The organism is Bradyrhizobium sp. USDA 372, from assembly GCF_053629095.1.
In genome coordinates this window covers 2412172-2438473 of record NZ_JBRJHR010000001.1, presented here as the reverse complement: position 1 = coordinate 2438473, position 26302 = coordinate 2412172, and the positions used below count along the sequence as shown (strand labels likewise).

Genomic DNA, 26302 nt, shown 5'->3' with positions numbered 1-26302 from the left:
GCGATGACATTCGAGATTTTCTGTATACAGAAGTTGGTATAGAGGTATCATATTAGGGCGAATTTGGGCTTGAACAATTCCACCCCTCAGCTATTGTATACATAACGTATTCATAAGCCCGTGGGAGCGAGACAATGACAAAACCCTTCCCCATGAACGCCTGGTACGCTGCTGCGTGGGACGCCGACGTCAAGGCGGCGCTGTTGCCGCGGACGATCTGCGGCAAGCATGTCGTGATGTATCGCAAGGCCGACGGCTCGGTGGCCGCGCTGGAGGACGCCTGCTGGCATCGCCTCGTGCCGCTGTCCAAGGGCCGGCTCGAGGGCGACACCGTCGTCTGCGGCTATCACGGCCTCAAATACAACGCGCAGGGGCGCTGCACCTTCATGCCCTCGCAGGAGACCATCAACCCGTCGGCCTGCGTGCGCGCCTATCCCGTGGTCGAGCGTCACCGCTTCATCTGGCTCTGGATGGGCGATCCCGCGCTGGCCGATCCCGCGCTGGTGCCGGACATGCACTGGAATCACGATCCCGCCTGGGCCGGCGACGGCAAGACCATCCACGTCAATTGCGACTACCGCCTCGTGCTCGACAATCTCATGGACCTCACCCACGAGACCTTCGTGCACGGCTCCTCGATCGGCAATGATGCGGTGGCCGAAGCGCCGTTCGACGTCACCCATGGCGAGAAGACGGTGACGGTGACGCGCTGGATGCGCGGCATCGAGCCGCCGCCGTTCTGGGCCAAGCAGCTCGGCAAGCCCGGCCTCGTCGACCGCTGGCAGATCATCCGCTTCGAGGCGCCGTGCACCATCGCGATCGACGTCGGCGTCGCGCCTGCTGGCACCGGTGCGCCGGAAGGCGACCGCTCGCAGGGCGTCAACGGCTTCGTGCTCAACACCATCACGCCGGAGACCGAGAAGACCTGCCATTATTTCTGGTCCTTCGTCCGCAATTACCGCCTCGGTGAGCAGCGCCTCACCACCGAGATCCGCGAGGGCGTCTCCGGCATCTTCCGCGAGGACGAGCTGATCCTGGAAGCGCAGCAGCGCGCGATGGACGAGAACCCCGATCGCATCTTCTACAACCTCAACATCGATGCCGGCGCGATGTGGTCGCGCAAGCTGATCGACAAGATGGTGGCGAAGGAAAACGCCCCAAAGCACCTTCAGGCCGCGGAGTAGAACATGGCCGAGCGTGAGGTCGACCGCTCCATCTCGCAGACCGTGAAGGCGCAGCTCGCGCTGCGCGACCAGATCCTGTCCGGCGCCTTGCGCCCGGGCGAGCGCATCTCCGAGCTTCAGGCGGTGGAGACGACCGGCGCCTCGCGCACGCCGGTGCGCATGGCGCTGGTGCGGCTGGAGGAGGAGGGCCTGCTCGAGGCCATCCCCTCCGGCGGCTTCATGGTGAAGGCGTTTTCCGAGCGCGACATCTCCGATTCGATCGAGCTGCGCGGCACGCTGGAAGGCCTGGCGGCGCGCTTTGCCGCCGAGCGCGGCGTCGCCGCGCGCGAGCTCGAGCCGCTGAAGGAGTGCCTCGCTGCAATCGACGAGCTGCTGCGGCAGGTGCCGATCTCGGTCGATGCTTTCTCGTCCTACGTCACGCTGAATGCGCGCTTCCATGCCCAGCTCACGGAACTGTCGCGCAGCCCGCCGCTGATCCGGCAGATCGACCGCGCCTCGGCGCTGCCGTTTGCCTCGCCGAGCGGCTTCGTGATGGCGCAATCGGCGTTGCCGGAGGCGCAGCAGATCCTGATCATCGCCCAGGAGCATCATCGCGTCGTGATCGACGCCATCGAGAACCGCGAAGGCGCGCGCGCCGAGGCCGTCATGCGCGAGCATGCGCGGCTCGCGGTGCGAAACCTGCGGCTCGCGCTGCGCAACCGGACCCATCTCGACCTCTTGCCGGCGCTCGCGCTGATCAAGACCGCAACCGATTGAGGGCAGTGACCATGCGCTTCATCGAGACCTGGACCCCCGCAACGCTCGTCGCCACCCGCGATCTCACCCCGAACGTCCGCGAATTCCTGATCAGGCCGGATCAGTTCGAGGCCACGGCCTATCCGGTCGGCAGCCACATCAACGTCAGCGTCACCATCGACGGCCTGCCGGAGACGCGGTCCTATTCGCTGGTCGGTGAGGCCTCGTCGCAGGGCTTGAAGATCGCAGTGCGCCGTGCTGAGGATTCCCGCGGCGGCTCGCGCTACATGTGGTCCTTGCAACCGGGCGCGCGGCTCGACATCACGCAACCCGCCTCGCTGCTCGCGGTCGATTGGAGCCGCAACACTTATTGCCTGATTGCCGGCGGCATCGGCATCACCCCGATCCTCGGCGCCGCGCAGGCGCTGGCCCGGCGCGGAGCGGACGTGACCCTGCATTATGCCGTGCGCTCGCGCAACGAGGCCGCCTATCTCGACGATCTCGCCGCGATGCTCGGCGATCGTCTCGTGGTTCATGCCAGCGACGAAGGGCACCGGCTCGATCTCGACCCGCTGTTTGCTTCACTTCCGCAAGGCGCGCTGGCCCTGTTCTGCGGCCCGATGCGCATGCTGGACGCCGCGCGCCATGCCTGGATCGGCGCCGGCCATCCGCTCCCCGATCTCCGCTACGAGACCTTCGGCTCCAGCGGCACGCTGCCGACCGAAACGTTCCGCGTGCGCCTGAAGGACTCCGGTGTCGAGCTCGAAATCCCGCGCGAGCGCTCGATGCTCGACGTGCTCAATGCCAGCGGCCACGACGTGATGTACGATTGCAAGCGCGGCGAATGCGGCCTCTGCGCCATCGACGTGGTCGAGGTCGACGGCGAGATCGACCATCGCGACGTCTTCTTCAGCGACCACCAGAAGCAAACCAACCAGAAGATCTGCGCCTGTGTCTCCCGCGCGCGCGGCACCATCACGGTCGACACGCTGCTCCGGGCGGATGCGGTTTGAGCTAGGCCGGAGCGGGACTCTCTTAGGAGGAAGCGGACGGCGCCGCGGGCTCCACCTCTCCCGCTTGCTTGCGGGAGAGGTCGCGCCAAAGGCGCGGGTGAGGGCTCTCTCCTCTGGGGGAGTCCCGCCGTAGAGACAGCCTCTCCCCAGCCCTCCCCGCAAGCGGGGAGGGAGCGTACCTTCCAAGTCGCCGGCACCGAGGCACAATTTTTCCTACGCCGCGTAAATCGCCCGGTACTTCTTCGTCTCCAGCAGCGCCATCACCCCGTCCGCGGCCACCGGCCGGCTGATCAGATAGCCCTGCACCTCGTCGCAATTGATCTGCCTGAGATATTCGAGCTGGTCGGCGGTCTCGACGCCCTCCGCCACGACGCCGATCTGCAAATCGCGCGCGAGCGAAATCACCGACTTCACGATCGCCGCGCAGTCCGGCTGCACCAGCATGTCGCGGATGAAGGACTGGTCGATCTTGATGCGGCTGAACGGCAGCTTGCGCAGGTAGGTCAGCGAGGAGAAGCCGGTGCCGAAATCGTCCAGCGCCACGGTGACGCCGAGCTCCAGCAGCGCGTTCAGGACCGTCGCGGCCGAGCCGTATTTCGACAGCAGCATCGATTCCGTGATCTCGATCTCGAGCCGATGCGGGGCGATCCTGGCCTCGGCGAGCGCCTCCACGATGGTCTGGAGGATGGCCGTGTTGTGAAACTGCGCGGCCGAGAAATTCACGGCGACCCTGATCTCTTCGGGCCACTCCGCAACCGTCGCGCAGGCGCGGCGGATGACCCATTCGCCGATCTCGTGGATCAGCCCGGTCTCCTCCGCGATGGCGATGAACTCGCTCGGCGGCACCAGCCCGCGCGTGGGATGCTGCCAGCGCAGCAGTGCCTCGAAGCCGGTGATGCGGTTGCTGCCGAGATCCAGGAACGGCTGGAACACCAGGAACAGCTCGTCGCGCGCGATCGCGCCTGTGAGGTCCGCTTGCAGCGCCTTGCGTTCGCGGGACGACCTGTCATCGGCTTGCTCGAAGAAGCAGACCGTGCCCGGCCCGGCCTTCTTGGCGCGGTAGAGCGCGGCATCGGCATTCTTCATGAGATCGAGCGGCGTGTTGCCGTCGCGCGGCGCCAGCACGATGCCGACGCTGGTTGCGCCGACGATCTGACGGCCCTCGATCTGGAACGGTTCGGCGAAGGCCGCGACGAAGCGTTCGGCGATCTCGAGCGCATCCTCCGGCCGCGTCAGGTTGGCCATCACCAGCGCGAACTCGTCGCCGCCGATGCGCGCGACGTGCTCGGCGGCGCGCGTGCAGCGTTGCAGGCGGTTTGCCACCTGGACCAGGAATTCGTCGCCGGCAGGATGGCCGAACTGGTCGTTGACCTCCTTGAAGCGGTCGAGATCGAGCAGGAGCACCGCGAATTCCTCACCCGATAGCGCCAGCCGCTTGAGCGCGGCGTCGAGCGTTTCATTGAAGGCGACGCGGTTGGGCAGATGGGTCAGGGGATCCAGCCGCACCGTGCGCTCGGCCTCGATCTGTCGCATCACGCGCCGGGCGAACGAGAACGAATTGACGAACACGCTGCGCAGCAGGACGCTGCCGTATACCACGACGAGAAAGGCGATCAGGAGAAAGGCGAGATCGCCGTTCCGGCCGAGGCAGATGGCGATGCCGAGGAAGATCGGCGCCGTGAAGGCGATCGCCGCGATCGGGATGGTGGCGAAGGCGAGTGCCCCGCCGGCCAGCATGCCCGCGCACAGGCAGGTAATGACGAGCTGGCCGCCGGTCGAAGCGCCGGCGAAGAAGGCGACCGGGACGATGCCCCAGGCGGCGCCGAGGATGAAGGCGTTGCGCACCAGCCGGTGCATCGCGCGACGCGAGACGAATTGCGGCTTGGTGATGCGGCGCGCCGCGTGCGATTGCAGGCCGAACGCGATCGCGGCGCCGGCGACGGAAGCCGCCCAGATCAGCGCAGGGATCCTGTCCGGCGATGGCCACAGCGCGATCGCGAGCACAATGGCGTTGCAGGCATTGGCCAGCATGATACCGACCGAATAGCCGAGCACCAGCGACATCTGCTCGGCGCGGATTTGCCCGGCGACGGCCTCGTCGGCTGCGGGACCGCCAAAGGCCGACAGATCGCCGGCGAACAGCCGAGCGACATAGTTGGTCGTTTGAGTCCGCATCCCAGAGCCTAGCAGCAGGGCCTTTCGTCCAGCCGGTTCGGAGACTTTGCCGCAAACCTTTGACGAACTATGAATTATCCACGGCTGCGGGGGGCGCCGTAACCACTTCTGCGTGTTCGTCACGGAATATCGATAACAAATCGATACAAATGCGGCGCTATGCGTCACGCCAGTGACAACAAAGACGTGTTTGGTGGCGCCGACGAAGCTGTCTGCCTTCTCGCGTCAAGGCCTGAGCGGCTCCCGGAGAGCGGCTCCTCGATCGGCTTTTTGCCGCACCCGGCCAAATCGAGAGGCCCCCCCGATCGCGTGATACGTTTCGCGGACCGACAGGCCGCCGTGCGCCGCGTCGGCACCGGATGCATTCGAAATCCCGGGGGGGCCTGTCCATGAGGGAGCCTTCAGCCGAGGTGTCGGCGACGGTCGAATACACGATGGACAAATGGCGGATGGACCGGGTCCCCTGGGCCATGTGGGCTTGCGTTGTCGGCCTTGCGATCGCGCTTCACGCCGAGAGCCGCGGCCAGAATGGTGCCGTTTTGGCCGTCGTCTATCTGGCCCTGTTGGGTCTGGCGTTCGCAGGCTATGCACTGACGACCCTGATCGGGCGGTCCGGCCTGCCATTGCTTCTTGAATTGTTGATCGGCGTCCTTGTCCTGATCATCGTCGCCGGCGTGATCGGTGTGATCAGCGTGTTGGTCGGCGGGCCAAGCGGCCGCTCCAGCTATGTCGGGACCGTGCGCAGTCTCTATTGGAGCCATCTCGTGAATCCATCGCTGAATGTTTTCGGCTGGATGTTGCTCTATTTGGGATTGGGATGGATCGCGTTCTCGTCCTACCGGCACTTCTATTCGGACCGGGCCGTCGTCTCCATGTCTTCCGCGGGCATCCACTTTCACAGGCCGTGGCTCAAGGGTCTCTTCATTCCCTGGCAGGAGGTGCGTGGGGTGGGCCATCTCGTCGTTCCCGGCATCTCGGGGGTGCCGTACGTCAGTCCATACGCTGCGGCCGTCACGGTCGGTCAGGATTTCTATGAGCAGCATATCGCCGCGAAGCGCAGCTTCTTCTCGCCACCGGGGGCGGAGGCCATGTTCCAGCCGAAAGGCGAGACGATGCAGGTGGTGCTGAGCAGCGCCGACATGGCGGTCAAGCCGGAAGATTTTCTCGGGCCTGCCGAGGCGCGGTGGAAGGCATTTCGGGATCAACCGGCGTCGCCTGCCCAACGCGGCGGCACCGTCTTCTACGGACGCTGGTCGATCGATGGCTCGCGGTGGCAGGCCGTTCAGTTTCTTGCGCCTCTCGTCGGTCTGGCTGTGGTGGTGCTGTACCGATAGGGCATTCCGGGTCAGCGTCCGAGCTGCTTCGGATCGTAGAAGAAGCGCTCCTCGATGATCTCATTGCCTCGCCAGGTCTGCCACGCGATCTCCTCCAGCGTCCGTGTCACGCCCTCGGCGTTGGTGAAGGAGAATTTCCAGCGACTGGCGACAATGTCGCCATCGATCAGGCTCGGGCCGAGGCGCACGGCAGTGACCTCCTTGAACGCCGCCAGCACGCCGCGCTCCTTGTCCGCGAGCTTGTCGCGTCCGACCACGGGCGCGGCGAGGTTCTCATAGGTTGATGCGTCGGGGGTGTAGTAGTCGAGGATCGCGCCGACGAAGTCGCCATCCTCCAGCCGCTTTGCAAAGGCTTCGACGATCTCTCGGCTCGGCATGTTGTCACCTCAAGGCTAAAACCGACTGATGGTCGGTAAATACCGACCGATAGTCGAAAAGTCAACTGGCCGGCTGTCTCGAATTCGATTAGACGAGACCCATGGCCAAACAGGCGGAACGGCGGGCGGCGACATCGGAGGCGATCCTGACAGCGGCGCGGCGCCTGTTTGGGACGCACGGCTTTGCCGCCACCACCATGGACGACATTGCCGAAGGCGCTTCGGTCGCCAAGGGCGCGGTCTATCATCACTTCAAGACCAAGGAATCGGTGTTCGAGGCCGTGTTCGATCAGGTCTCGCGCGACCTCGTTGCCGAGATCGACCGCACGGCACGCGCCGAGAAGGACGTGCTCGCCGCCATGGTCGCCGGCACCCAGCACTACTTCGCAGCGACCGCCAAGGGGCCGACCGGCCAGATCATCCTGCGCGATGGCCCGGCGGTGCTTGGCTGGGAACGCTGGCGCGAGATCGATGCGCAGCACTTTGGCGGCAAGATGCCGCGCGCGCTCTCCGCCGCGATGGAGGCCGGCCTCATCGCACGGCAGCCTGTCGAGCCGCTCGCGCGGCTGCTGCTCGGGGCGGTCACGGAGGCCGCGGTCGCCTGCGCCGGCCGCGATGACATCGCAAGGGCCGGCGCGGAATATGCCCGTGCGTTCAAGTCGCTGGTGGAAGCGCTGCGCGTCAAGGCATGATCGCCTTAACGCGGAGCCAGCTATGTGGGTGGTGTCGACTCCGAGTTCGCTTCACCTCTCCCGTAGGGAGAGGTCGGATCGCATCGAAGATGCGATCCGGGTGAGGGGTTACGGTCTCACTTTCCGTTGCGGCCCCTCACCCGGATTGCTACGGACGATGCTGCGCATCGCCGCGCGCAATCCGACCTCTCCCCGCCGGGGAGAGGTGAAGTGACGAATCGGAAACGCCCACGCCAACAAGAAGAACAGTAGCGCATGAACGCAACTTCCTCCCTCGCACCCACCGATCCCGAATTCGACTACATCATCGTCGGCGCCGGCTCCGCCGGCTGCGTGCTCGCCAACAGGCTTTCGGCGAACGGCAAGCACAGCGTGCTGCTGCTCGAGGCCGGCCCGAAGGATTCCAACATCTGGATCCACGTCCCGCTCGGCTACGGCAAGCTGTTCAAGGAGAAGAGCGTCAACTGGATGTACCAGACCGAGCCGGAGCCCGAGCTCAAGGGCCGTCAAGTATTCCAGCCGCGCGGAAAAACGCTGGGCGGATCGAGCTCGATCAATGGCCTGCTCTATGTCCGCGGCCAGCACGAGGATTACGACCGCTGGCGCCAGCTCGGCAACACCGGCTGGGGCTATGACGACGTGCTGCCCTATTTCAAGAAGGCCGAGAACCAGTCGCGGGGCGCCGATCATTATCACGGCACGGGCGGGCCGCTGCCGGTGTCCAACATGATCGTGACCGATCCGTTGTCAAAAGCCTTCATCGATGCCGCAGTCGAGACCGGTCTGCCCTACAATCCTGATTTCAACGGCGCGACGCAGGAAGGCGTCGGCCTGTTCCAGACCACGACGCGCAACGGTCGCCGCGCCTCGACTTCGGTCGCCTATCTCGGTCCCGCGAGGGCGCGCAGCAACCTCAAAATCGAGACCTCCGCACACGCTCAGCGCATCCTGTTCGAAGGGCGCCGGGCGGTCGGCGTCGAATACCGGCAAGGCGCCCCCTTGCGCCGCGCCCGCGCGCGCAAGGAGGTGGTGCTGTCGAGCGGCGCCTACAATTCGCCGCAGCTGCTCCAGCTCTCCGGCGTCGGCCCCGGCGATCTCCTGCGCCGGCACGGCATCGATGTGGTGCTGGACGCACCGGGCGTCGGTCACGATCTGCAGGATCACATGCAGGTCCGCATCGTGATGCGCTGCTCGCAGAAGATCACGCTCAACGACACCATCAATCATCCGCTTCGCCGCACCATGGCCGGCGCGCGCTACGCGCTGTTTCGGAAGGGCTGGTTGACGATCGCAGCCGGCACCGCGGGCGCGTTCTTCAAGACCAGTCCGCGGCTGGCCTCCCCCGACATCCAGGTGCACTTCCTGCCGTTCTCGACCGACAAGATGGGCGAGAAGCTGCACGCCTTCTCCGGATTCACGGCGTCGGTGTGCCAGCTCCGGCCCGAGAGTCGCGGCACCTTGCGCATCAAGAGCGCAGACCCGGCCGTGCCGCCGGAGATCCGCATCAACTACATGTCCACCGAGACCGACCGCACCACCAATGTCGAAGGCATCAAGATCCTGCGCAAGATGTTGAACGCACCGGCGCTGAAGCCGTTCGTGGTGGACGAGTACGATCCCGGGGCGAAGGTATCCACGGACGCCGAGATCCTGGACTATTGCCGCGACCGGGGCAGCACCATCTATCATCCGACCTCGACCTGTCGTATGGGCAACGACGCGCTCGCCGTGGTCGATCAGCGGCTGAAGGTGAGGGGACTCGAAGCCTTGCGTGTCGTCGACGGCTCGATCATGCCCGACCTGGTGTCGGGGAACACCAATGCGCCGATCATCATGATCGCCGAAAAGGCCTCCGACATGATATTGGAGGATGCGCGATAACTTCGCTGCTTGAGAGGGTTTGGACTTGGCTACGCGATTCAAGATCGGCACACGCAAGAGCGCCATGGCGCTGGCACAGACGGAAGAGATTGCGCGCCGCCTGACCGCCGCCGTGCCCGGTCTCGACGTCGAGATCGTCAAGTTCGACACCACGGGCGACCTCGACCAGACCAGCAAGCTGTTGCCGCATGGCGGCAAGGGCGGGGCCTTCGTGGCTCAGATCCGCGCCGCGGTGCTGTCGGGTGAGCTCCAGGCAGCGATGCATTCGCTGAAGGACATGCCCGGCAACGAGGACACGCCCGGCCTTGTCATCGGTGCCACGCTGTCGCGCGATCCGCCCAGCGACGCGCTTGTGCTGCGCGACGGCGTGTCGTTGGAAGCGCTACGCCAGTCCCGCGGCAAAGGCTTCAAGATTGGCACCAATGCCGTCCGTCGCGCCGCCTATGCGCGGCGGTTGTTCCCAGAGGTGGAGGTGATCCATTTCCGTGGGGCCGCCGACACAAGGGTGCGGAAACTCGACAATGGCGAGAAGCAGCGCCTTCCGGATGGCGGGGCAGTCGGGCCGGCCGATGCGCTGATCATGGCGCGCTCGGGCCTGGATCGCGTCGGGCTGGCGCATCGCATCGCCTACGAATTCACCGCGGCGGAGATGCTGCCGGCGGCAGGGCAGGGCATCGTCGCGGTCGAATGCGCCGCGCAGGACTGGCAGACGCGACAGATCCTGTCGTCGATCGACGACGCCTCTGCGCACGCCTCCGCCGACGCCGAGCGCGAGGTGCTCTGGGTGCTCAACGGGCACTGCAATTCGCCGGTGGCGGGCTTCTCGACCATCACAGGCGATCAGATGTCGCTCACCGCCTCGGTGCTCGATCTCTCCGGCAACACCATCATCGAAGCTTCGCGCAAAGGGCCCGCCAACCGCCCGCGCGAACTCGGCCGCGCGGTGGGACTGGACCTGCTGGCGAAGGGTGCAGCGGAGATCATCGAGCGCAGCCGGCCGCGCTAAAACCGTCAGGTCCCGCGCGCGCCGCTCAAATTGATGACAGCCTCCTATCGATGGCCGTCGCGCCGGTGTTTCACGCCGCCGACTTGAAGCGCAAATTGGCGCGCGAGAGTTGGCCGATCGAGGTGCATCCCATCAGCTTCATGTCGCGCTCGAGCTCGGCCCGCAACAGGCCGAGGGCCCGCTCGACGCCGGGCTGGCCGGCCGCCGCCAGCGGATAGAGATAGGAGCGCCCAAGGCCGACGGCCTTGGCACCGAGCGAGAGCGCCTTCAGGATGTGGGTCCCGCGCTGGATGCCGCCATCCATCATCACGTCGATGCGATCGCCGACGGCGTCGACGATTTCGGCGAGTTGGTCGAAGGCGGAGCGAGAACCGTCGAGCTGCCGGCCACCATGGTTCGACAGGATGATCCCGGCGCAGCCGATCTCGACCGCGCGGCGCGCATCGGCCGGCGACATGATCCCCTTCAGACAGAACGGCCCGTTCCAGCTTCGCACCATCTCGGCGACATCGTCCCAATTCATCGACGGATCCAGCATCTCGGTGAAATACCGGCCGATCGACACCGCGCCACCGCTCATGTCGACATGCTCCTCCAGTTGCGGCAGCCTGAACCTCTCGTGGGTGACATACTGGATGCCCCATTGCGGCTTGATCACGAACTGGAGCATGCCGGCGAGCGTCAGACGGAAGGGGATACTGAATCCCGTCCTTAAGTCGCGCTCGCGATTTCCACCGGTGATGCTGTCGACCGTCAGCATCATCACCTCGACGCCGGCGTCCTTGGCGCGCTGCATCATCGCACGGTTGAGCCCGCGATCCCTGTGGAAGTAGAACTGATAGACCTGCGGCGTATCATGGGCCTTGCGCAGGTCCTCGAGGCTGACCGTGCCGAGCGAGGAGACGCCGAACATGGTGCCGTAGCGCGCCGCGGCCGCAGCGACGGCACGCTCGCCCCGATAGTGAAACAGACGCTGCAAGGCCGTCGGCGAGCAATAGAACGGCAGCGCAAGCTTCTGACCCATGACGGTGACCGAGAGGTCGACCTCTTGCACGCCGCGCAGCACATTGGGCACGAGGTCGCATTGCTCGAAGCTCGCCGTGTTGCGGCGGTGGGTGACCTCATCGTCCGCCCCACCGTCGATGTAGTCGAAGATCGGCCCGGGCAGCCGGCGACGCGCCAGCCGCCGGAAGTCGTGAAAATTGTGACACTGTGACAATCGCATCGCCAGCCCCCGATCAGGGCACGAGCAGCTTGAGCGGCCAGACATAGGCCTGGCCCAGCACCAGGATGCCGACGAGAACGACGAGCGCGAAGCTGTGGAAGAAGACGAAGCGTAGGATCGTGCCCTCGTGGCCGTACCATTTGGTGGCGGTGGACGCGACCACGATGCTCTGCGCGTCGATCATCTTGCCCATGACGCCACCGGAGCTGTTGGCGGCTGCCATAAGCACCGGACTGACGCCGATCTGTTCGGCGCTGATGCGCTGAAGTCCCCCGAACAGCACGTTCGAGGACGTATCCGACCCCGTCAGCGCGACGCCGAGCCAGCCGATCAGCGCGCCGAAGAACGGATAGAGCGCCCCGGTCTTGGCGAAGGCCAGTCCGAGCGTGGCATCCGTGCCGGAGTAGCGGGTGACGAAACCGAGCGCCAGCATGCAGGCGATGGTCGCGAGCGAGTAGCGCGTCAAATAGAGCGTGCGCGCATAAATCCGGATCAGACCGAGCGGACCGTAGCCGACCAGCAGGCCCGAAATGATCGCCGACAGGAGAATGCCGGTGCCGGCCGCCGAGAGCAGATTGAGCGCATAGACCGCGCCCTCTGCGACAGGCTTGGCCACGACCGGCGGCGCCTTCTGAACGAGGTTGTGCAGCCCGAGCACGGGAAACTTGGCGACCCAGATGCCGTCGAGCCAGCTCTTCACCTGCGGCGTGCCCCAGGCGAAGACGAACGCCGAGAAGATGAGCCAGGGCGTCCATGCCTTGGCGACAGCCGCCTTGGTGGTCTTGCCGACGGGAGCCTCGTCCGATAGCGGGGCGCCATAGCGCGCCGGCATCTCCTTCATCGCATGCCTGGGCCGCCAAACGCGCAGGAACAGCGCGAGGCTTGCCATGGAGACCACCGCGGCAATCACGTCGACCAGCCACGGGCCATGGAAGTTCGAGACCAGATATTGCGGAACGGCGAACGAGACGCCGGCCACCAGAATGGCGGGCCAGATCTCGAGCGTTCGGCGGAAGCCGACGAAGGCCCAGATCAGCCAGAACGGCACCAGCAGCGAGAAGAACGGCAGCTGCCGCCCGATCATCCCGCTCAGCTCCTGGAGATCCAGTCCGGTCACCGCGCTGAGCGCGATCACGGGCGTTCCGAGCGCGCCATAGGCGACCGGCGCGGTATTGGCGATCAGCGATAGGCCGGAGGCGGCGAGCGGCGAAAAGCCAAGCCCTATCAGCATCGCGGCGGTGACCGCAACCGGCGTGCCGAACCCTGCGGCGCCCTCGAAGAACGCACCCAGCGAAAACGCGATGAAGAGCAGCTGCAGGCGGCGATCGTCACTGATCGACGACACCGAGCGTTGCAGCACCGCGAACTCGCCCTTCTCGTTCAGAAGCTGATAGAGAAAGATGATGTTGATGATGATCCAGCCGATCGGCAGGAGCCCGAAGCCCGCGCCGTAGACCGCGGCCATTCCGGCCATGCCCGCCGGCATGCCGAACGCGAACACGGCTACGCCGAGGGCGGTGACGAGGCCAATGGCCGCCGCCCAATGCGCCTTGATCTCGAAGACCGCAATCGCACTCAGCAGCACGATGACCGGCAGCGCCGCCGCGGCGGTCGAGAGCCATGGATTGTTGAAGGGGTCGTAAGCCTGGGTCCACGCCACGAAAATCTCCTCGGGTTGTCCTCATCCGCCGCCGCGCTGGTCCACGGTCTTGGGCATCGAAATTTGTCGGATATCTACTTTGGTAAAATCAATTTACCACAACTGTCAATTGGGAAATATTATTCATCGTATATCGATGGTGGGGATGAGGCTTGACCGCCGGCGCGGAGGCGCCATACTCGCAAAGCGAATCTGCACACTGCACCAAAGGGATAGGTGCCATCTTGAGCAACGTCGTCCGGACCCCGAAAATTGCGGAAGCGATGGCCGATCACATCGAGAAGCTGATCCTCGAGGGCGTATTGCGGCCTGGAGAAAAGCTCGCCGCTGAGCGGGATCTCGCCGAGAAGCTGGAAATCTCGCGACCCTCGCTGCGCGAGGCGCTGCAGATCCTCGAAAAGCGTGGGCTGCTCGCCACCACCCGCTCGGGGACGTTCGTCGCCCAGTTCCTGTCGCCGCTGCTGCGGCCCCTCGCAACGCTGTTGCAGGACAAGCCGCGTGTCACGGCCGACTATTTCGAATTTCGCAGGATTCAGGAGGCGCACGCCGCCCGCTTCGCCGCGCTACGCGCCACCGAGCTCGACCGTCAGGCGATCCGGGATTGCGCCGATCGGATGCGAAAGGCCCACAAGCTCGAAGATCCTAGCCAGGAGGGTGATGCCGACGTGGAGCTTCATCTCCTGATCTACGAGGCGAGCCACAACGTGGTGTTGCTCCACGTCATGCGCGCGCTTGCCGACCTCTTGCGCAACAACATCTTCTACAGCCGCGCGCAACTCTATTTGCGCGAGGGCGTCCGCGACCAGCTGCTGGAGCAACATCTGGCGCTCGCGGAGGCGGTGATCGCAGGCAAGACCAAGGAGGCTGAAGCGGCTGCGGCCGAGCATATCCGTTTCACCTTCGAGACGGTCGAAGAGATCAGGCGCGACGATCTCCGGCTAGAAACGTCGCTCAGCCGAGTGAATCGCAGCGATTTCCTCGCTTGACGTGACCTCTCTCCGAGCGCAGCCCGCCTCGGTAAGCCCTGCCGAAATCACGATCTACGATGATGTCATTTTGCGCCTGTTTTGCCCGACAAGTCAAAACGCACGGGCGAGTCATGCCAGTCCAAGGTTTTCAATGACTTGGCTACTGTGCATGGGGTTGTTTTCGCACTTTTGTTTTGCCGCGCCCAAAAGGGCGAAACAAATCAGCCGCGCACGCGCCGGATCATCTGCTCGACATGGGCGATCGGCGTTTCCGGCTGGATGCCGTGGCCGAGATTGAAGATCAGCCGCCCGGCAGCAAAATTGGCCAGCACGTTGTCGACGGCGCGGTCGAGCGCGGCGCCGCCCGTGATCAGCACCAGCGGATCGAGATTGCCCTGCACCGCGACCTTGCTCTGCACCCGCTCGCGGATGAAGGCCGGCTCCGCGGTCCAGTCGATGCTGACCGCGTTGACGCCAGTCGCCTCGACATAGGCCGGCAGCAGCGCGCCGGCGCCGCGCGGGAAGCCGATGATCTTCGCGTCCGGCACCTTCGCGCGAACGCCCTCCACGATGCGCCGCGTCGGCTCGACCGACCAGCGCGCGAACTCGGTCGGCGGCAGCACGCCGGCCCAGGTGTCGAAGATCTGCAACGCGTCGGCGCCGGCAGCGAGCTGTGCCAGCAGATATTGAATCGAGTTGTCGACCAGCACGTCGATGATCTCAGAGAAAGCTTCGGGATGCCGGTAGGCCATCATCCGGGCCGGCGCCTGGTCCGGCGTGCCGTGGCCCGCGACCATGTAGGTCGCCACCGTCCACGGCGCGCCGCAGAAGCCGATCAGCGCAACCTTGGGATCGAGCGCGCCGCGCACGATCTTCAGCGCCGCGAACACCGGCTCGAGCTTGCCGAAATCGGCGCGCCGCGCCAGCGTCGCCACCTTGGCCGGATCGTCCAGCGGCTCGAGCCGCGGGCCCTCGCCGACCTCGAAGCGCACCTCACGTCCGAGCGCGTAGGGGATCACCAGAATGTCGGAAAAGATGATCGCCGCGTCGAAGCCAAACTTTCGGATCGGCTGCAGCGTCACCTCGGCGGCAAGCTCCGGGTTGAAGCAGAGATCGAGGAAGCCGCCCGCCTTGGCGCGCACCTCGCGATATTCCGGCAGGTAGCGCCCGGCCTGGCGCATCATCCACATGGGCGGCACGGGCTGGCGCTGGCCGGAGAGGACGTCGATGAATGGTTTCGTCGAAGACTGGGGCACGAATGGTCCTGAACAGGGTTGTGCCTCCTGATACACCGCCGCGGCCCTCAGCGGAACAGGGGAACCTGGACGATCGGGCCGCGTTGACCAGCCAATGGAGGAGATCATGGCTGAGACATTCAACCCCGCGCCGCACGACAAGCACGCCGAAGACCTGCGCGAGGCGCTCGCTGCCGATCGGCAATCCAAGCTCGACAACGGGCTGAGGGACACGTTCCCAGCTTCCGATCCCGTGAGCGCCGCACAGCCGACGCCCTCGAAGGCCGATGCCGACGCCGAGCATCCCTCGCTCTGGGCCAAGGTTAAGGCCATCTTCAGCTAGCGGCGTCGGACGCGCAGGATTCCGCTAGGCCCGCTAATGTCCTGTTAGCGATGCGCCGATCGGCGCGTCCGTAAGACTACTGGAAACGGCGGAAACCGCCGCGTATTCCGGTAGGGATTTCAGGATTAAATAACAGAAGCAGCAGAGGTTTCCGAACGATCGGAGGACCCTGCCGCATGAGTGCTACCCAACGAGCCGGATGGAGCCGCCTGCCGCTGCGCGCGGCGGCTTTCGTCGCGCTGACCTGCGCGACCATCCTCGGCGTCAGCGGTTGGCGTGAATGGGCGGCACGCGATGCGGTGCTCAAGGGCGCCGAGACGGAGATGGCGAACGTTGCGCGTTCGCTGACCCAGCATGCCGAGGACAGCCTCGATCTCTTGGATTCCGGCGTCGTCGGCGTGGTCAGCCGGTTGGAGATGGACGGCACAGCGCCGGCCACGATCGCGAAGCTGCGCACCTTGCTGGACGCGCGCAAGAAGGCGATCGCGCGCATTCACAGCCTCGCCATCATCGACGATCAGGGCAACTGGCTGACCTCGCCCGGTACGACCGGCGCCACCTTCAGCGACGATGCTTTCTTCCGATATCACCAGCTTTCGCCGAAGCGCGAGGCCCATGTCGGCCGTCCCGTGAAGAGCCTGCTGGACGGCGAATGGGTCGTCACCCTGTCACGCCGCTTCAACAAGCAGGACGGCAGCTTCGGCGGCGTGGTGCTCGCGACCATCAGCTCGAAATATCTGTCGCATTTCTACGAGCAGTTCGAGATCGGCCGCAACAGCTCCGTGTCACTGGCGCATGGCGACGGCCTGATCGTCGCGCGCAATCCCAGCAACGAGACATTCGTCGGGCGTAGCGTCGCCGACAAGCCGCTGTTCCGCGAGCCGAGCCTGCAACGGCCGAGCGGCGCCTATCATTTCAAGTCGCCGCTGGACGGCGCCGAACGCGTCAGCTTCTTCAATCGCAGCAGCCGCTTCCCGCTCCTCCTGCTCGCCACCGTCGACAAGGACGAGTTGCTCGCGCCCTGGCGGGCGGCGGCAATCTCCCGCATGCTCTACGTGCTCGCGCTGGTGATGCTGATCGCGGTGATCGGCGGCGTGCTGGTGCGGCAGTTGCAGCGCGGCCAGCGCATGGCCGTCGCGCTGGCCGAGACGGAGGCGCATTTCCGCCTGCTGGCCGAAGGCTCCAGCGACATGGTGACCCGCATCGGCCTCGATGAGCGGCTGCGCTATGTCTCGCCCTCGTCGGTCCGCGTCGTCGGCTGGCGTCCAAATCAGCTGATCGGTTCGCCGGCCCTCGCGGGTGTCAATCCGGAGGATCTGCCGGAGGTCAAGGCGATCGTCGACGCCATGAAGCGCGGCGAGAAGGAGGAGGCGCGTCTCACCTACCGCAACTCGCACCGGCAGAACGGCGAGATCTGGCTGGAATCGACCATGCGGGTGACGCGCAAGGACGATGGCCGCGTCGACGGTGTGGTCGCGATCTCCCGCGACATCACCGAGCACAAGAAGCTGGAAACCAGACTCGAGACGCTGGCGATCGAGGACAGCCTCACCGGCCTTGCCAATCGCCGCCGCTTCGACGAGCGTCTGAAGGAGGAATGGGCGCGTGCCTATCGCGAGCGATCTAGCCTTGCCTTGCTGATGATCGATGTGGACCACTTCAAGGCCTACAACGACGAATACGGCCATCCCGCGGGCGATGCGTGCCTGCGCCTGATCGCAAAGATCATCGCGGCCGAAGCGCAGCGCGCCGGCGATCTGGCCGCGCGTTATGGCGGTGAGGAATTCGCCATGCTGCTGCCGAACATCGACGCCGCCGGCTGCGCCGCGGTCGGCGAACGGATCCGCAGCGCCATTCACGAGGCCGGCCTCGCTCATGGCAGCAACCTGGCGGCCGGATGCGTCACTGCCTCGCTCGGCGGCGCAGCCTGCCGGCCGGCGTTCGAACGAACCGCGGGAGTCGCTGCGCTGGTCGAAGCTGCCGACCGGGCGCTCTATGCCGCAAAGGCCGCAGGCCGCAACCGCCTGGTGACGTCCGGCGAGGTCATGGACCTGCTGCCCAAGGCGTCCGGACAGTAACACCGCTCAATAATGCGGCGGAGGCTCGTTGGCAGGCCCTGGCGCATTTGCCTCGGCCTCCTGCAGCCGAGCATTGAGCTCCGCGATCTGCCGCGTCAGCCTGTCGATCTGCTTCCACTGCGCGGTGATGGTCTGGTTCAACGTCTCGATCGTGTCGTCCTGATAGGCGAGACGCGTCTCCAGCGTGTCGATGCGCTCGCTCAGCTTCTTGATCTCATTCGTCACGCGTTACGTCCTTGTTTCGCTCGCGCAAGCCGTGGCCGAGCGCCACGCGCTCGTCGAACACGAAGCATTCGCCGCGCCAGCGGCTCTGCGCCTCCGGCACCTCTTCCAGATATTTCAGGATGCCACCCTTGAGGTGATAGACCTCGGCAAAGCCGCGTGCGAGCAGATGCGCGCTCGCCTTCTCGCAGCGAATGCCGCCGGTGCAGAACATCGCGATCCTGCGGTGCCGTGCCGGATCGAGCTGCTCGGCGGCAAAGTCCTTGAACTGCCCGAAGCTCGTGATGCCGGGATCGACCGCGCCCTCGAACGTCCCCATCGCGACCTCGAAGGCGTTGCGGGTGTCGAGCACGAGCGTGTCGGGTGCCGCGATCAGCGCGTTCCAATCGCGCGCATCGACATAGGTGCCGACCTGGCGGGTCGGATCGGCGGCCGCATCGCCCAGCGTGACGATCTCCTTCTTCAGCCGCACCTTCAGCCGTCCGAACGGCATCGCCTCCGCAGCGGAGAATTTCAATTCGAGATTGTTCAGCCTGCCGCCGAACATGTCGCCCTGTGCGAGCTCACGAGCGAAGGCGTCGATCGCCTCCGCTGCGCCGGCGATCGTGCCGTTGATGCCCTCCTGCGCCAGCAGCACGCTGCCCTTCAGCCCAAGTCCGGCGCAGCAAGCGCGCAGCGGCTCGCGCAGCTCGCGGTAATCCGGGAGGGCGACGAATTGATAGAAGGCGCAGACCGTGTAAGCCGTTTTCATGGCCGCTCGTTTAGCAGGCGGCCGGCGCCCGGAAAACCCGCATCGCGAAAGCCGGAAAAAGGTCTATACGCCCAGCGGATGGCTGCCATTTTCCTGGTATGCCAGCATTGCCCCGCCGGGCGGGAATGTGTCATGTAGACGCGGTTTTTCGAGATGGCGCGCCCATCGCGCCGACGGCCAAGAGAGCAAGACATTCGATGAGAAACTTCCATTTCCCCGGCAGGTCCACGGTCCACGCCACCAACGCGATGGTGGCGACCTCGCATCCGCAGGCCTCGCTCGCCGCGATCGAGGTGCTGCGCGAGGGCGGCACCGCGGTGGACGCGGCGGTCGCCGGCTCGGCCCTGCTCGGCGTGATCGAGCCGCAATCGACCGGCATCGGCGGGGATTGCTTTGCGCTGATCCAGCCGCGGGGCGAGGGCAAGATCGTCGCCTATAACGGCTCCGGCCGCGCGCCGAAGGCGGCGAATGCCGACTGGTATCTCGAGCGCAAGATCAACTCCGTGCCGCTCACCTCGGCGCATGCGGTTTCGATCCCCGGCGTGATCGACGCCTTTGCCACCGTGCTGCGCGAACACGGCAAGTTCGGTTTCGACCGGCTGCTGCAGCCTGCGATCAAGGCGGCCGAGGAAGGTTATGTCGTCGCGCCCCGCATCGCCTTCGACTGGAAGAACCAGTTCGAGAAGCTGAAGAATGGCACCAACACCGTGCGCTATTTGTTGCCGGGCGGCCAGCCGCCGGTCGCAGGCGACGTCATCCGCCAGGCCGAGCTCGGCAAGACGCTGCGCGCGATCGCCAAGAACGGCCGCGACGCCTTCTACAAGGGCGAGATCGCGGAGGACATGGTCGAGACCCTCAGGGGCATCGGTGGCCTGCACACGCTCGACGATTTCGCCGTGCACACGACCGAAGTGACCACGCCGATCGGCACCATGTACAAGGGCTACGACGTCTGGCAGTGCCCGCCGAACGGCCCGGGCGTCACCGCGCTCTTGATGCTCAACATCCTGTCGCGCTTCGATCTGACCAAGTATGCGCCAGTGAGCGTCGAGCGCTTCCATCTCGAGGCGGAAGCGGCACGCATCGCCTACATGAACCGCGAGATGCATGTCGCCTCGCCTGCGCACATGAAGATCAACGTCGCCGAGATGCTCGAGAAGGGCTTTGCCGACGAGTACATCAGCAAGATCCGCATGGACGGCATGCTCGACCTGCCGAACGTCGCGCCGCCGATGAATCCCTCGACCATCTACATCACGGTCGTAGACAAGGACCGCAACGTCTGCTCGTTCATCAACTCGGTTGCGCATTCCTTCGGCTCGGCGATCGTCTCGAACAAGACCGGTGTCTTGTTCCAGAATCGCGCCGGCGGCTTCCGCATCCAGCCGGGCCACCCCAACTGCATCGAAGGCGGCAAGCGCCCGCTGCACACGATCATGCCGGGCCTGCTCACCAAGGGCGGCCGTTCCACGATGTCGTTCGCGGTCATGGGCGGCCAGTACCAGCCGACCGGCCAAACTCACCTTCTGACCAACATCCTCGACTACGGCTGCGACGTGCAGGAGGCGATCGACATGCCGCGCGGTCTGCACTACGAGGGCCAGTATCAGCTCGAGGACAGCGTGCCGGCCGCCATCGTCGAGGGCCTGAAGAAGCTCGGCCACAAGACGACCAGCGTGGTCGGCCCGCTCGGCGGCGCCCAGGCGATCTGGATCGATTGGGACAAGGGCACGCTCACCGGCGGCTCCGATCCCCGCAAGGACGGCTGCGCGCTGGGTTATTGATCGGCCGCGTAGTTCCCCACGCGAGATCAGGAAAAGTTGACGAAGGGCGGCGCGGCATTTGCTGTGCCGCCCTTCTCTCATTCGGAACTGCACTCATTGCTTCCGGTTAAGGGGCGATGAGCGGTGCAGGCGTGCGCTGCTTTAATCTAGCAGATCAGCGGCGGAGGCCTGCCATGCCCGACAAACCAGGTTCCAGATCATCCGGATTCGACCGACGCGCCTTCATGGCCGGCGCGGCTGGCAGCGCGCTGATTCCGATGACGGCGCGCGCGGCGCCCGACGACGCGCGGGCGCCAGCGGCGCAGGATCCGTCGCTTCCCGTCGAGGTCACGCTGCGCGTCAACGGCACGGACAAGCGCCTGAGCATCGATGCGCGCGCCACGGTGCTCGATGCCTTACGCGAACATCTCAAGCTCACCGGCAGCAAGAAGGGCTGCGACCACGGCCAGTGCGGCGCCTGCACGGTGCTGATCGACGATCGCCGCGTGGTGTCGTGCCTGACGCTGGCCCTCGCCGCCGAAGGGCAGGAGATCACGACCATCGAAGGCCTCGCCACCGACGACCGCTTGCACCCGATGCAGCAGGCCTTCATTGACCATGATGCGTTCCAGTGCGGCTATTGCACGCCCGGTCAGATCATGTCGGCGATCGCGTGCGTGAAGGAGGGCCATGCCGGCAGCGAGGCCGACATCCGCGAATACATGAGCGGCAACATCTGCCGCTGCGCCGCCTATCCCAACATCGTCGCCGCCGTGAAGCAGGCCGCGCCCGAGATCATGAAAGGCTAGGCGCATGCGACCGTTTTCGTACCAGAGAGCATCAGACCCCGACACGGCCGTGCGAGCGCTCGGCGCCGCCGCGGCTGCCAACGATCCGCTGACGAAGGCGTCGGCGCAGCCGCTTGCCGGCGGCACCACGCTGATCGATCTGATGAAGCTCGACGTGATGCGGCCCACTGCGATCGTCGACATCAATCCGCTGGCCAACGCCTGGTCGGCGATCGCGCCAGGCGACGATGGCTTGCGCCTCGGCGCGCTGGCAAGGATGTCCGACGTCGCCGCGCATGCCGAGATCCAGCGCAGCTATCCGGTGATCGCGGATTCGCTGAAGCTCGCCGCCAGCGCCCAGCTGCGCAACATGGCAACGCTCGGCGGCAACGTGATGCAGCGGACGCGCTGCAACTACTTTCGCGATGTCTCTTATGAGAACTGCAACAAGCGCAATCCCGGCTCCGGCTGTGCCGCAATGGATGGTATCAACCGCATGCATGCGGTGCTCGGCGTCTCCGAACATTGCGTCGCGACCTATCCCGGCGATTTCGCGCAGGCGCTGATCGCGCTCGATGCGATGGTCGAGATCACCGGCAAGGCCGGTACGCGCAGCATGCCGTTCGCGCAGCTTCACAAGGCGCCGGGCAGCACGCCTGATATCGAGACTGCGCTTCAGCCCGGCGAGCTTATCTCGGCATTCTCGATTTCCGGCCGCTGGCCGCGCTCGGTGTATCTCAAGACGCGCGACCGGCAATCCTTCGAATTCGCACTGTCATCAGCTGCGATAGCGCTCGACGTCCGGGATGGCACAATTCGGGACGCTCGCGTCGCGCTCGGCGGCGTCGCCACCGTGCCCTGGCGCGCGCGTGAGGCGGAGGCGCTGTTGAAGGGACAGAAGTTCGACGAGGCGCTGGCACAGCGCGTCGCCGAGGCCGCCTTTGCTGATGCCCGCGGCCGCCGGCACAACGGCTTCAAGATCGCGCTCGGCAAGCGTGTGGTGGCACGCGCGCTCCAGCAGGCAGTAACGATGGAGATCTGATCATGACCGCTGCAGCTCCCGGGCCCAAGACGAATATGGGGCAGCCCGTGCCGCGCTATGATGCGGCCGCAAAGGTCACGGGGCGGGCGACCTATGCCTCCGATATGCCGCTGGACAACCCGGCCTACGCGTTCCTGGTCACCAGTGCCATCGCCAAGGGCCGCATCGACCGCTTCGAGTTTGACGATGCCAAGCGCGTCCGCGGCGTGATCGACATCGTCACGCACGAGAACGCCCCGAAGCTGAAGGACCCGAAGCTGTTCAGCAATGGCGGCTATGCCGGCACCACGATCCAGCCGCTGAAATCGGCCGAGATCGCCCATGACGGCCAGATCATAGCCGTGGTGGTCGCGGAGAGTTACGAGGCCGCGCGCGAGGCGGCCAACCGCGTCAAGGTCAGCTACACGGCTGCCGCACCCAGCGCGACCTTCGATTCGCCGGGGACGACGACAGCCGTCGCGAAAGGACAAAACTCGCAGTTCAAGGAGGACCCGAAGATCGGTGATTTCGCCACGGCGTTCGATGCGGCCGAGGTCAAGCTCATCGCCTCCTACGAGACGCCGACCCAGCATCACAATCCGATGGAGCTGTTCACGACCAGCTGCGCCTGGATGGGCGACCATCTCGTCATCTACGAGGGCAGCCAGTATGTCTATGGCCTGAAGAACGGCGTGGCCGAGCAGCTCGGCATCGACGCCGACAAGGTGCGCGTGGTCAATCCCTATGTCGGCGGCGGATTTGGTTCGCGGGGCTCGATGACACCGCGGACCGCCATCATCGCCGCCATTGCCAAGCGCCTGAACCGCCCCATCAAGCTGGTCCCGACCCGCGACCAGGGCTTTACCATCGCGACCTACCGCGCCGAGACGCGGCATGAGATCAAGCTTGGTGCCAGCCGGGACGGCAAGCTGGTCGCTTTGAGGCATGAGGGGGCTGAAGTCTCCTCGCGCCCCGATGCCTATTGCGTCGGCGGCACCAAGACCACGACTCGGCTCTATGCCTGTCCGAACGTGGACAGCCTGGTCTCGATCGTGCGCGCCGATCGCAACACGCCCGGCTTCATGCGGTCGCCCCCGGAGGTACCGTATCTGTTCGCGCTGGAGAGCGCGCTGGACGAACTCGCCGTCAAACTGAACATGGATCCGGTCGAGCTTCGCCGTATCAACGACGCCACCAGGGATCCCATTGACGGCAAGCCCTACACGTCGCGATCGCTCATGGCGTGCTTCGACGAAGCCGCCAGGGCGTTCGGCTGGTCGCAGCGATCGCCACAACCGAAATCGATGTCCGATGGCGACTGGTTGATCGGCTACGGCTGCGCTGCCACCTGCTATCCGACGGCGATGGCGCCGTCCGCCGCACGCGTGCGACTGCAGCGCGACGGCCGCACTCGCGTCGAGATCGCCGGCCACGAGATCGGCACCGGCGCCTACACCGTCATCGCCCAGACTGCGGCCGAGCGGCTCGGCGTGCCACTGGAGAAGGTCGCGGTCTTCATGGGCGACAGCGACTTGCCGCCCGCGCCGGTTGCCGGCGGCTCCAACTCGACCGCCAGCACCTGCTCGGCCGTGATGATGGTGTGCGATCAGATCCGACAGCGCCTGCTCAAGGCGGTGATGCCGAGCGACAGCCTCGCCGACAAGGCCAAGGAGACCGTCGGCATCAGCCCGGCACCGTCGACCCAGGCGGCCAAGGGCGATCGTCCGCTCGATATCGAGAAGGCGTTCGATGCGCTCGGCGTCGGCGTGGTCGAAGAATATGGCGAGTGGAAGCCGGAAGGCGCGCCGATGGACTCCTTCCGCGCCATGCACAATGGGCAGGTGCGGCTGGTCGGCGGCCACCAAATGAAGGACAAGATCGCCTACGCCTTCGGCGCCGAATTCGTCGAGGTCCGCGTCAATCGCTTCACGCACGAGATCCGCTGCCCCCGCCTGGTCGGCGCGTTCGCGGCAGGCAGGATCATGAATCCGCGCACCGCACGCAGCCAGCTCATGGGTGGCCTGATCTGGGGCATGTCCTCGGCGCTGCTGGAGGCCACCGAGATCGACGAGCGCAATGCGCGTTACGTCAACGACAATCTCGCCGACTACCTCGTGCCCGTGAATGCAGATGTGCCCGGCGTCGAGGTGATCATGCTGTCCGAGCAGGACGATCACATCAATCCGGTGGGCGCCAAGGGCCTCGGCGAGCTGGCCAATGTCGGCACCAATGCGGCGATCTGCAACGCGATCTATCACGCCACCGGCCAGCGCATCCGCAAGCTGCCGGTGCGGCTGGAAAATATCGAGGTCTAAAGGGGTGGAAACGGCGACCGCCTTGGGTTAGACACCTCCCGCCTCAAACGGAAGGTGTTTAATGCAGCGTTTCCAGCGCGCGCTCCTCGCCCTGATGTCGGCACTCGCGATCACCGTGATCGCCAGCGTGTCGCATTTCGTTTCCACCACGGCCTCGGCCCAGACCGCAGGAAAGACCATGACCACAGCTTCAGGCTTGCAGATCATCGACTCCACCGTCGGCACCGGTGCCTCGCCGCAGCCCGGCCAGATCTGCGTGATGCACTACACCGGCTGGCTCTATGAGAACGGTCAGAAGGGCAAGAAATTCGACTCGTCGGTCGACCGCAAGGAGCCGTTCGAGTTTCCGATCGGTAAGGGCCGCGTCATCGCCGGCTGGGACGAGGGCGTCGCCTCGATGAAGGTCGGCGGCAAGCGCACGCTGATCATCCCGCCGCAGCTCGGCTATGGTGCCCGCGGTGCCGGCGGCGTGATCCCGCCGAACGCGACGCTGATGTTCGACGTGGAATTGCTCGCGGTGAAGTGACGGCACAACAAAAAGACCGGCCCTGCGGCCGGTCTTTTCATTTTCAATCTTACGCGCGTCACTCCGCGGCGCGGCGAGCCGCAGCGGCGGCGCGATCCATCGCATCCTTTGCGGCGTCCTTGGCATCGCCCATGGCCTGCTGGCCCTTGCCCTTCACTTCCTGCACGACGCCCTCGCCCTTCATGCGATCGGATCCGGTGGCTTCACCGACGCCCTGCTTGGCCTTGCCGATCGCCTCGTTGGCGGCGCCCTTGATCTTGTCGGTCGTGCTGCCCATGAAGATCTCCTTTCGAGTTGCTTGGAATGACAACGCTGGGCGGCTACGAGGGTTCCGATTTTGGTATGGCTTGCGGCTGCGGCTTTGGGTTAGTTTGCCGCGCACGGAACCAACAGAAAGCAAGTCCCATGACCGGCCATGACCATTCGCATTCCCACCATGACCATGGTCATCATCATGATGACCGCTGGAAACATGACGGCGTTCGCGTCATTCCCGGCAATCAGCTCGATACCAATGTGCCGTCGACAGCGGGCATGGACCGTGCAGCCGCGATCAATTTCGCCCGCGTCGGCGCCCAGAAATTGTGGGCGGGCACCGTCAGCATCAGGCCGGACGCCAAGACCGGCGCGCATCACCACGGCCATCTCGAAAGCGTCATCTACGTCGTGAAGGGCAAGGCGCGCATGCGTTGGGGCGAGAGCCTGCAGTTCACCGCGGAGGCCGGCCCCGGCGATTTCATCTTCGTCCCGCCTTACGTGCCGCATCAGGAGATCAATGCCAGCCCGGACGAGGTGCTGGAATGCGTGCTGGTGCGCAGCGACGGCGAGGCGGTGGCGATCAACCTCGACATCGAGCCGGTCGAGAAGCCCGAGACCGTGCTATGGATCGACCCGGTGCACCGCGATCCCAACGAGAAGAAGTAAGACCCTTCAGGGGGCGGGGGCGGTGCGACAGACCCCGCGGATCGGGGTCAAAAAAATTGTCGGAAGCGGTGTCGGATAGCGGCCTG

At 65.3% G+C, this 26302-nt stretch carries 24 protein-coding genes; 16 read left to right on the top strand and 8 right to left on the bottom strand.

Features of this window, described 5'->3' with window-relative positions:
• Positions 1-134 precede the first annotated feature (134 nt).
• From AB7M16_RS11680 to AB7M16_RS11670, 3 genes are read left to right on the top strand one after another with little or no spacing between them, the layout of a single operon-like run.
• Entirely contained in the window at positions 135-1184 is a 1050-nt protein-coding gene (locus AB7M16_RS11680; RefSeq protein WP_453943965.1) for an aromatic ring-hydroxylating dioxygenase subunit alpha, read from the top strand.
• A gap of 3 nt (positions 1185-1187) precedes the next feature.
• The gene (locus tag AB7M16_RS11675) at positions 1188-1940 is read left to right on the top strand and encodes a GntR family transcriptional regulator (protein ID WP_172785821.1); all 753 of its coding nucleotides are present in this window, start codon (positions 1188-1190) and stop codon (positions 1938-1940) included.
• Between the two features lie 11 nt (positions 1941-1951).
• Entirely contained in the window at positions 1952-2932 is a 981-nt protein-coding gene (locus AB7M16_RS11670) for a PDR/VanB family oxidoreductase (RefSeq protein ID WP_453947165.1), read from the top strand.
• 213 nt (positions 2933-3145) lie between these two features.
• Here the strand turns inward: AB7M16_RS11670 and AB7M16_RS11665 are convergent, their stop codons facing one another.
• Positions 3146-5107: a putative bifunctional diguanylate cyclase/phosphodiesterase gene (locus AB7M16_RS11665; RefSeq protein ID WP_453943964.1), complete on the bottom strand. Its 1962-nt coding sequence runs from the start codon at positions 5105-5107 to the stop codon at positions 3146-3148.
• Between the two features lie 410 nt (positions 5108-5517).
• On the opposite strand from AB7M16_RS11665, the gene AB7M16_RS11660 reads away from it, so the two are divergent.
• Complete coding sequence (locus AB7M16_RS11660; protein WP_453943963.1) at positions 5518-6441, top strand: hypothetical protein; 924 nt, start codon at positions 5518-5520, stop codon at positions 6439-6441.
• An 11-nt stretch (positions 6442-6452) separates the two neighbouring features.
• On the opposite strand, the gene AB7M16_RS11655 is transcribed toward AB7M16_RS11660, so the two are convergent.
• Entirely contained in the window at positions 6453-6818 is a 366-nt protein-coding gene (locus AB7M16_RS11655) for a nuclear transport factor 2 family protein (protein WP_172785825.1), read from the bottom strand.
• 101 nt (positions 6819-6919) lie between these two features.
• Between AB7M16_RS11655 and AB7M16_RS11650 the strand changes: the two genes are divergently transcribed.
• The 3 genes from AB7M16_RS11650 (at position 6920) to hemC (ending at position 10397) form a co-directional block, all read left to right on the top strand.
• Positions 6920-7510, top strand: coding sequence for a TetR/AcrR family transcriptional regulator (locus tag AB7M16_RS11650; protein ID WP_453943962.1), 591 nt, complete (start codon positions 6920-6922; stop codon positions 7508-7510).
• Between the two features lie 255 nt (positions 7511-7765).
• A complete protein-coding gene (locus AB7M16_RS11645) occupies positions 7766-9391 on the top strand; it encodes a GMC family oxidoreductase (RefSeq protein WP_453943961.1) in 1626 nt (541 codons plus the stop codon).
• A 25-nt stretch (positions 9392-9416) separates the two neighbouring features.
• A complete protein-coding gene (hemC, locus tag AB7M16_RS11640) occupies positions 9417-10397 on the top strand; it encodes a hydroxymethylbilane synthase (protein WP_453943960.1) in 981 nt (326 codons plus the stop codon).
• Between the two features lie 70 nt (positions 10398-10467).
• Here hemC and AB7M16_RS11635 read toward each other — a convergent pair whose 3' ends face one another.
• Both AB7M16_RS11635 and AB7M16_RS11630 read right to left on the bottom strand, forming a co-directional pair.
• Positions 10468-11622 (bottom strand): alpha-hydroxy acid oxidase, encoded by a 1155-nt coding sequence (locus AB7M16_RS11635; RefSeq protein WP_453943959.1) that lies wholly within the window; start codon positions 11620-11622, stop codon positions 10468-10470.
• A gap of 13 nt (positions 11623-11635) precedes the next feature.
• Positions 11636-13282: an L-lactate permease gene (locus AB7M16_RS11630; protein WP_453943958.1), complete on the bottom strand. Its 1647-nt coding sequence runs from the start codon at positions 13280-13282 to the stop codon at positions 11636-11638.
• Positions 13283-13506: 224 nt separating this feature from the next.
• On the opposite strand from AB7M16_RS11630, the gene AB7M16_RS11625 reads away from it, so the two are divergent.
• Positions 13507-14268 carry an FCD domain-containing protein gene (locus AB7M16_RS11625; RefSeq protein ID WP_246571916.1) on the top strand — a complete coding sequence of 254 codons (762 nt, stop codon included), beginning with the start codon at positions 13507-13509 and terminating at the stop codon, positions 14266-14268.
• 203 nt (positions 14269-14471) lie between these two features.
• Here the strand turns inward: AB7M16_RS11625 and hemE are convergent, their stop codons facing one another.
• Positions 14472-15506 carry a uroporphyrinogen decarboxylase gene (gene hemE / locus AB7M16_RS11620; protein ID WP_453943957.1) on the bottom strand — a complete coding sequence of 345 codons (1035 nt, stop codon included), beginning with the start codon at positions 15504-15506 and terminating at the stop codon, positions 14472-14474.
• Positions 15507-15612: 106 nt separating this feature from the next.
• Here hemE and AB7M16_RS11615 point away from each other — a divergent pair, with 106 nt between their 5' ends.
• Together AB7M16_RS11615 and AB7M16_RS11610 are read left to right on the top strand one after the other, a co-directional pair.
• Complete coding sequence (locus AB7M16_RS11615) at positions 15613-15828, top strand: hypothetical protein (protein WP_172785832.1); 216 nt, start codon at positions 15613-15615, stop codon at positions 15826-15828.
• A 176-nt stretch (positions 15829-16004) separates the two neighbouring features.
• The gene (locus tag AB7M16_RS11610; RefSeq protein ID WP_453943956.1) at positions 16005-17906 is read left to right on the top strand and encodes a diguanylate cyclase; all 1902 of its coding nucleotides are present in this window, start codon (positions 16005-16007) and stop codon (positions 17904-17906) included.
• Between the two features lie 6 nt (positions 17907-17912).
• Here AB7M16_RS11610 and AB7M16_RS11605 read toward each other — a convergent pair whose 3' ends face one another.
• Positions 17913-18131 carry a SlyX family protein gene (locus tag AB7M16_RS11605; protein ID WP_453943955.1) on the bottom strand — a complete coding sequence of 73 codons (219 nt, stop codon included), beginning with the start codon at positions 18129-18131 and terminating at the stop codon, positions 17913-17915.
• Positions 18121-18879 (bottom strand): oxygen-dependent tRNA uridine(34) hydroxylase TrhO, encoded by a 759-nt coding sequence (gene trhO, locus AB7M16_RS11600; RefSeq protein ID WP_439364385.1) that lies wholly within the window; start codon positions 18877-18879, stop codon positions 18121-18123. Before trhO ends, AB7M16_RS11605 begins: the two co-directional genes overlap by 11 nt.
• Before the next feature lie 197 nt (positions 18880-19076).
• Between trhO and ggt the strand changes: the two genes are divergently transcribed.
• The 5 genes from ggt (at position 19077) to AB7M16_RS11575 (ending at position 25292) form a co-directional block, all read left to right on the top strand.
• The gene (gene ggt, locus AB7M16_RS11595) at positions 19077-20663 is read left to right on the top strand and encodes a gamma-glutamyltransferase (protein ID WP_453943954.1); all 1587 of its coding nucleotides are present in this window, start codon (positions 19077-19079) and stop codon (positions 20661-20663) included.
• 173 nt (positions 20664-20836) lie between these two features.
• Positions 20837-21451: a (2Fe-2S)-binding protein gene (locus AB7M16_RS11590; RefSeq protein ID WP_453943953.1), complete on the top strand. Its 615-nt coding sequence runs from the start codon at positions 20837-20839 to the stop codon at positions 21449-21451.
• A 4-nt stretch (positions 21452-21455) separates the two neighbouring features.
• Positions 21456-22472, top strand: coding sequence for an FAD binding domain-containing protein (locus tag AB7M16_RS11585; RefSeq protein WP_453943952.1), 1017 nt, complete (start codon positions 21456-21458; stop codon positions 22470-22472).
• 2 nt (positions 22473-22474) lie between these two features.
• Positions 22475-24766, top strand: a complete 2292-nt coding sequence (locus AB7M16_RS11580; RefSeq protein WP_453943951.1) for a xanthine dehydrogenase family protein molybdopterin-binding subunit — start codon at positions 22475-22477, stop codon at positions 24764-24766.
• A 61-nt stretch (positions 24767-24827) separates the two neighbouring features.
• Positions 24828-25292, top strand: coding sequence for an FKBP-type peptidyl-prolyl cis-trans isomerase (locus AB7M16_RS11575; protein WP_036013901.1), 465 nt, complete (start codon positions 24828-24830; stop codon positions 25290-25292).
• Between the two features lie 58 nt (positions 25293-25350).
• On the opposite strand, the gene AB7M16_RS11570 is transcribed toward AB7M16_RS11575, so the two are convergent.
• Positions 25351-25569, bottom strand: a complete 219-nt coding sequence (locus tag AB7M16_RS11570) for a CsbD family protein (RefSeq protein WP_172785840.1) — start codon at positions 25567-25569, stop codon at positions 25351-25353.
• A gap of 128 nt (positions 25570-25697) precedes the next feature.
• On the opposite strand from AB7M16_RS11570, the gene AB7M16_RS11565 reads away from it, so the two are divergent.
• Entirely contained in the window at positions 25698-26216 is a 519-nt protein-coding gene (locus AB7M16_RS11565) for a cupin domain-containing protein (protein ID WP_260380373.1), read from the top strand.
• The last annotated feature ends 86 nt before the right edge of the window (positions 26217-26302 follow it).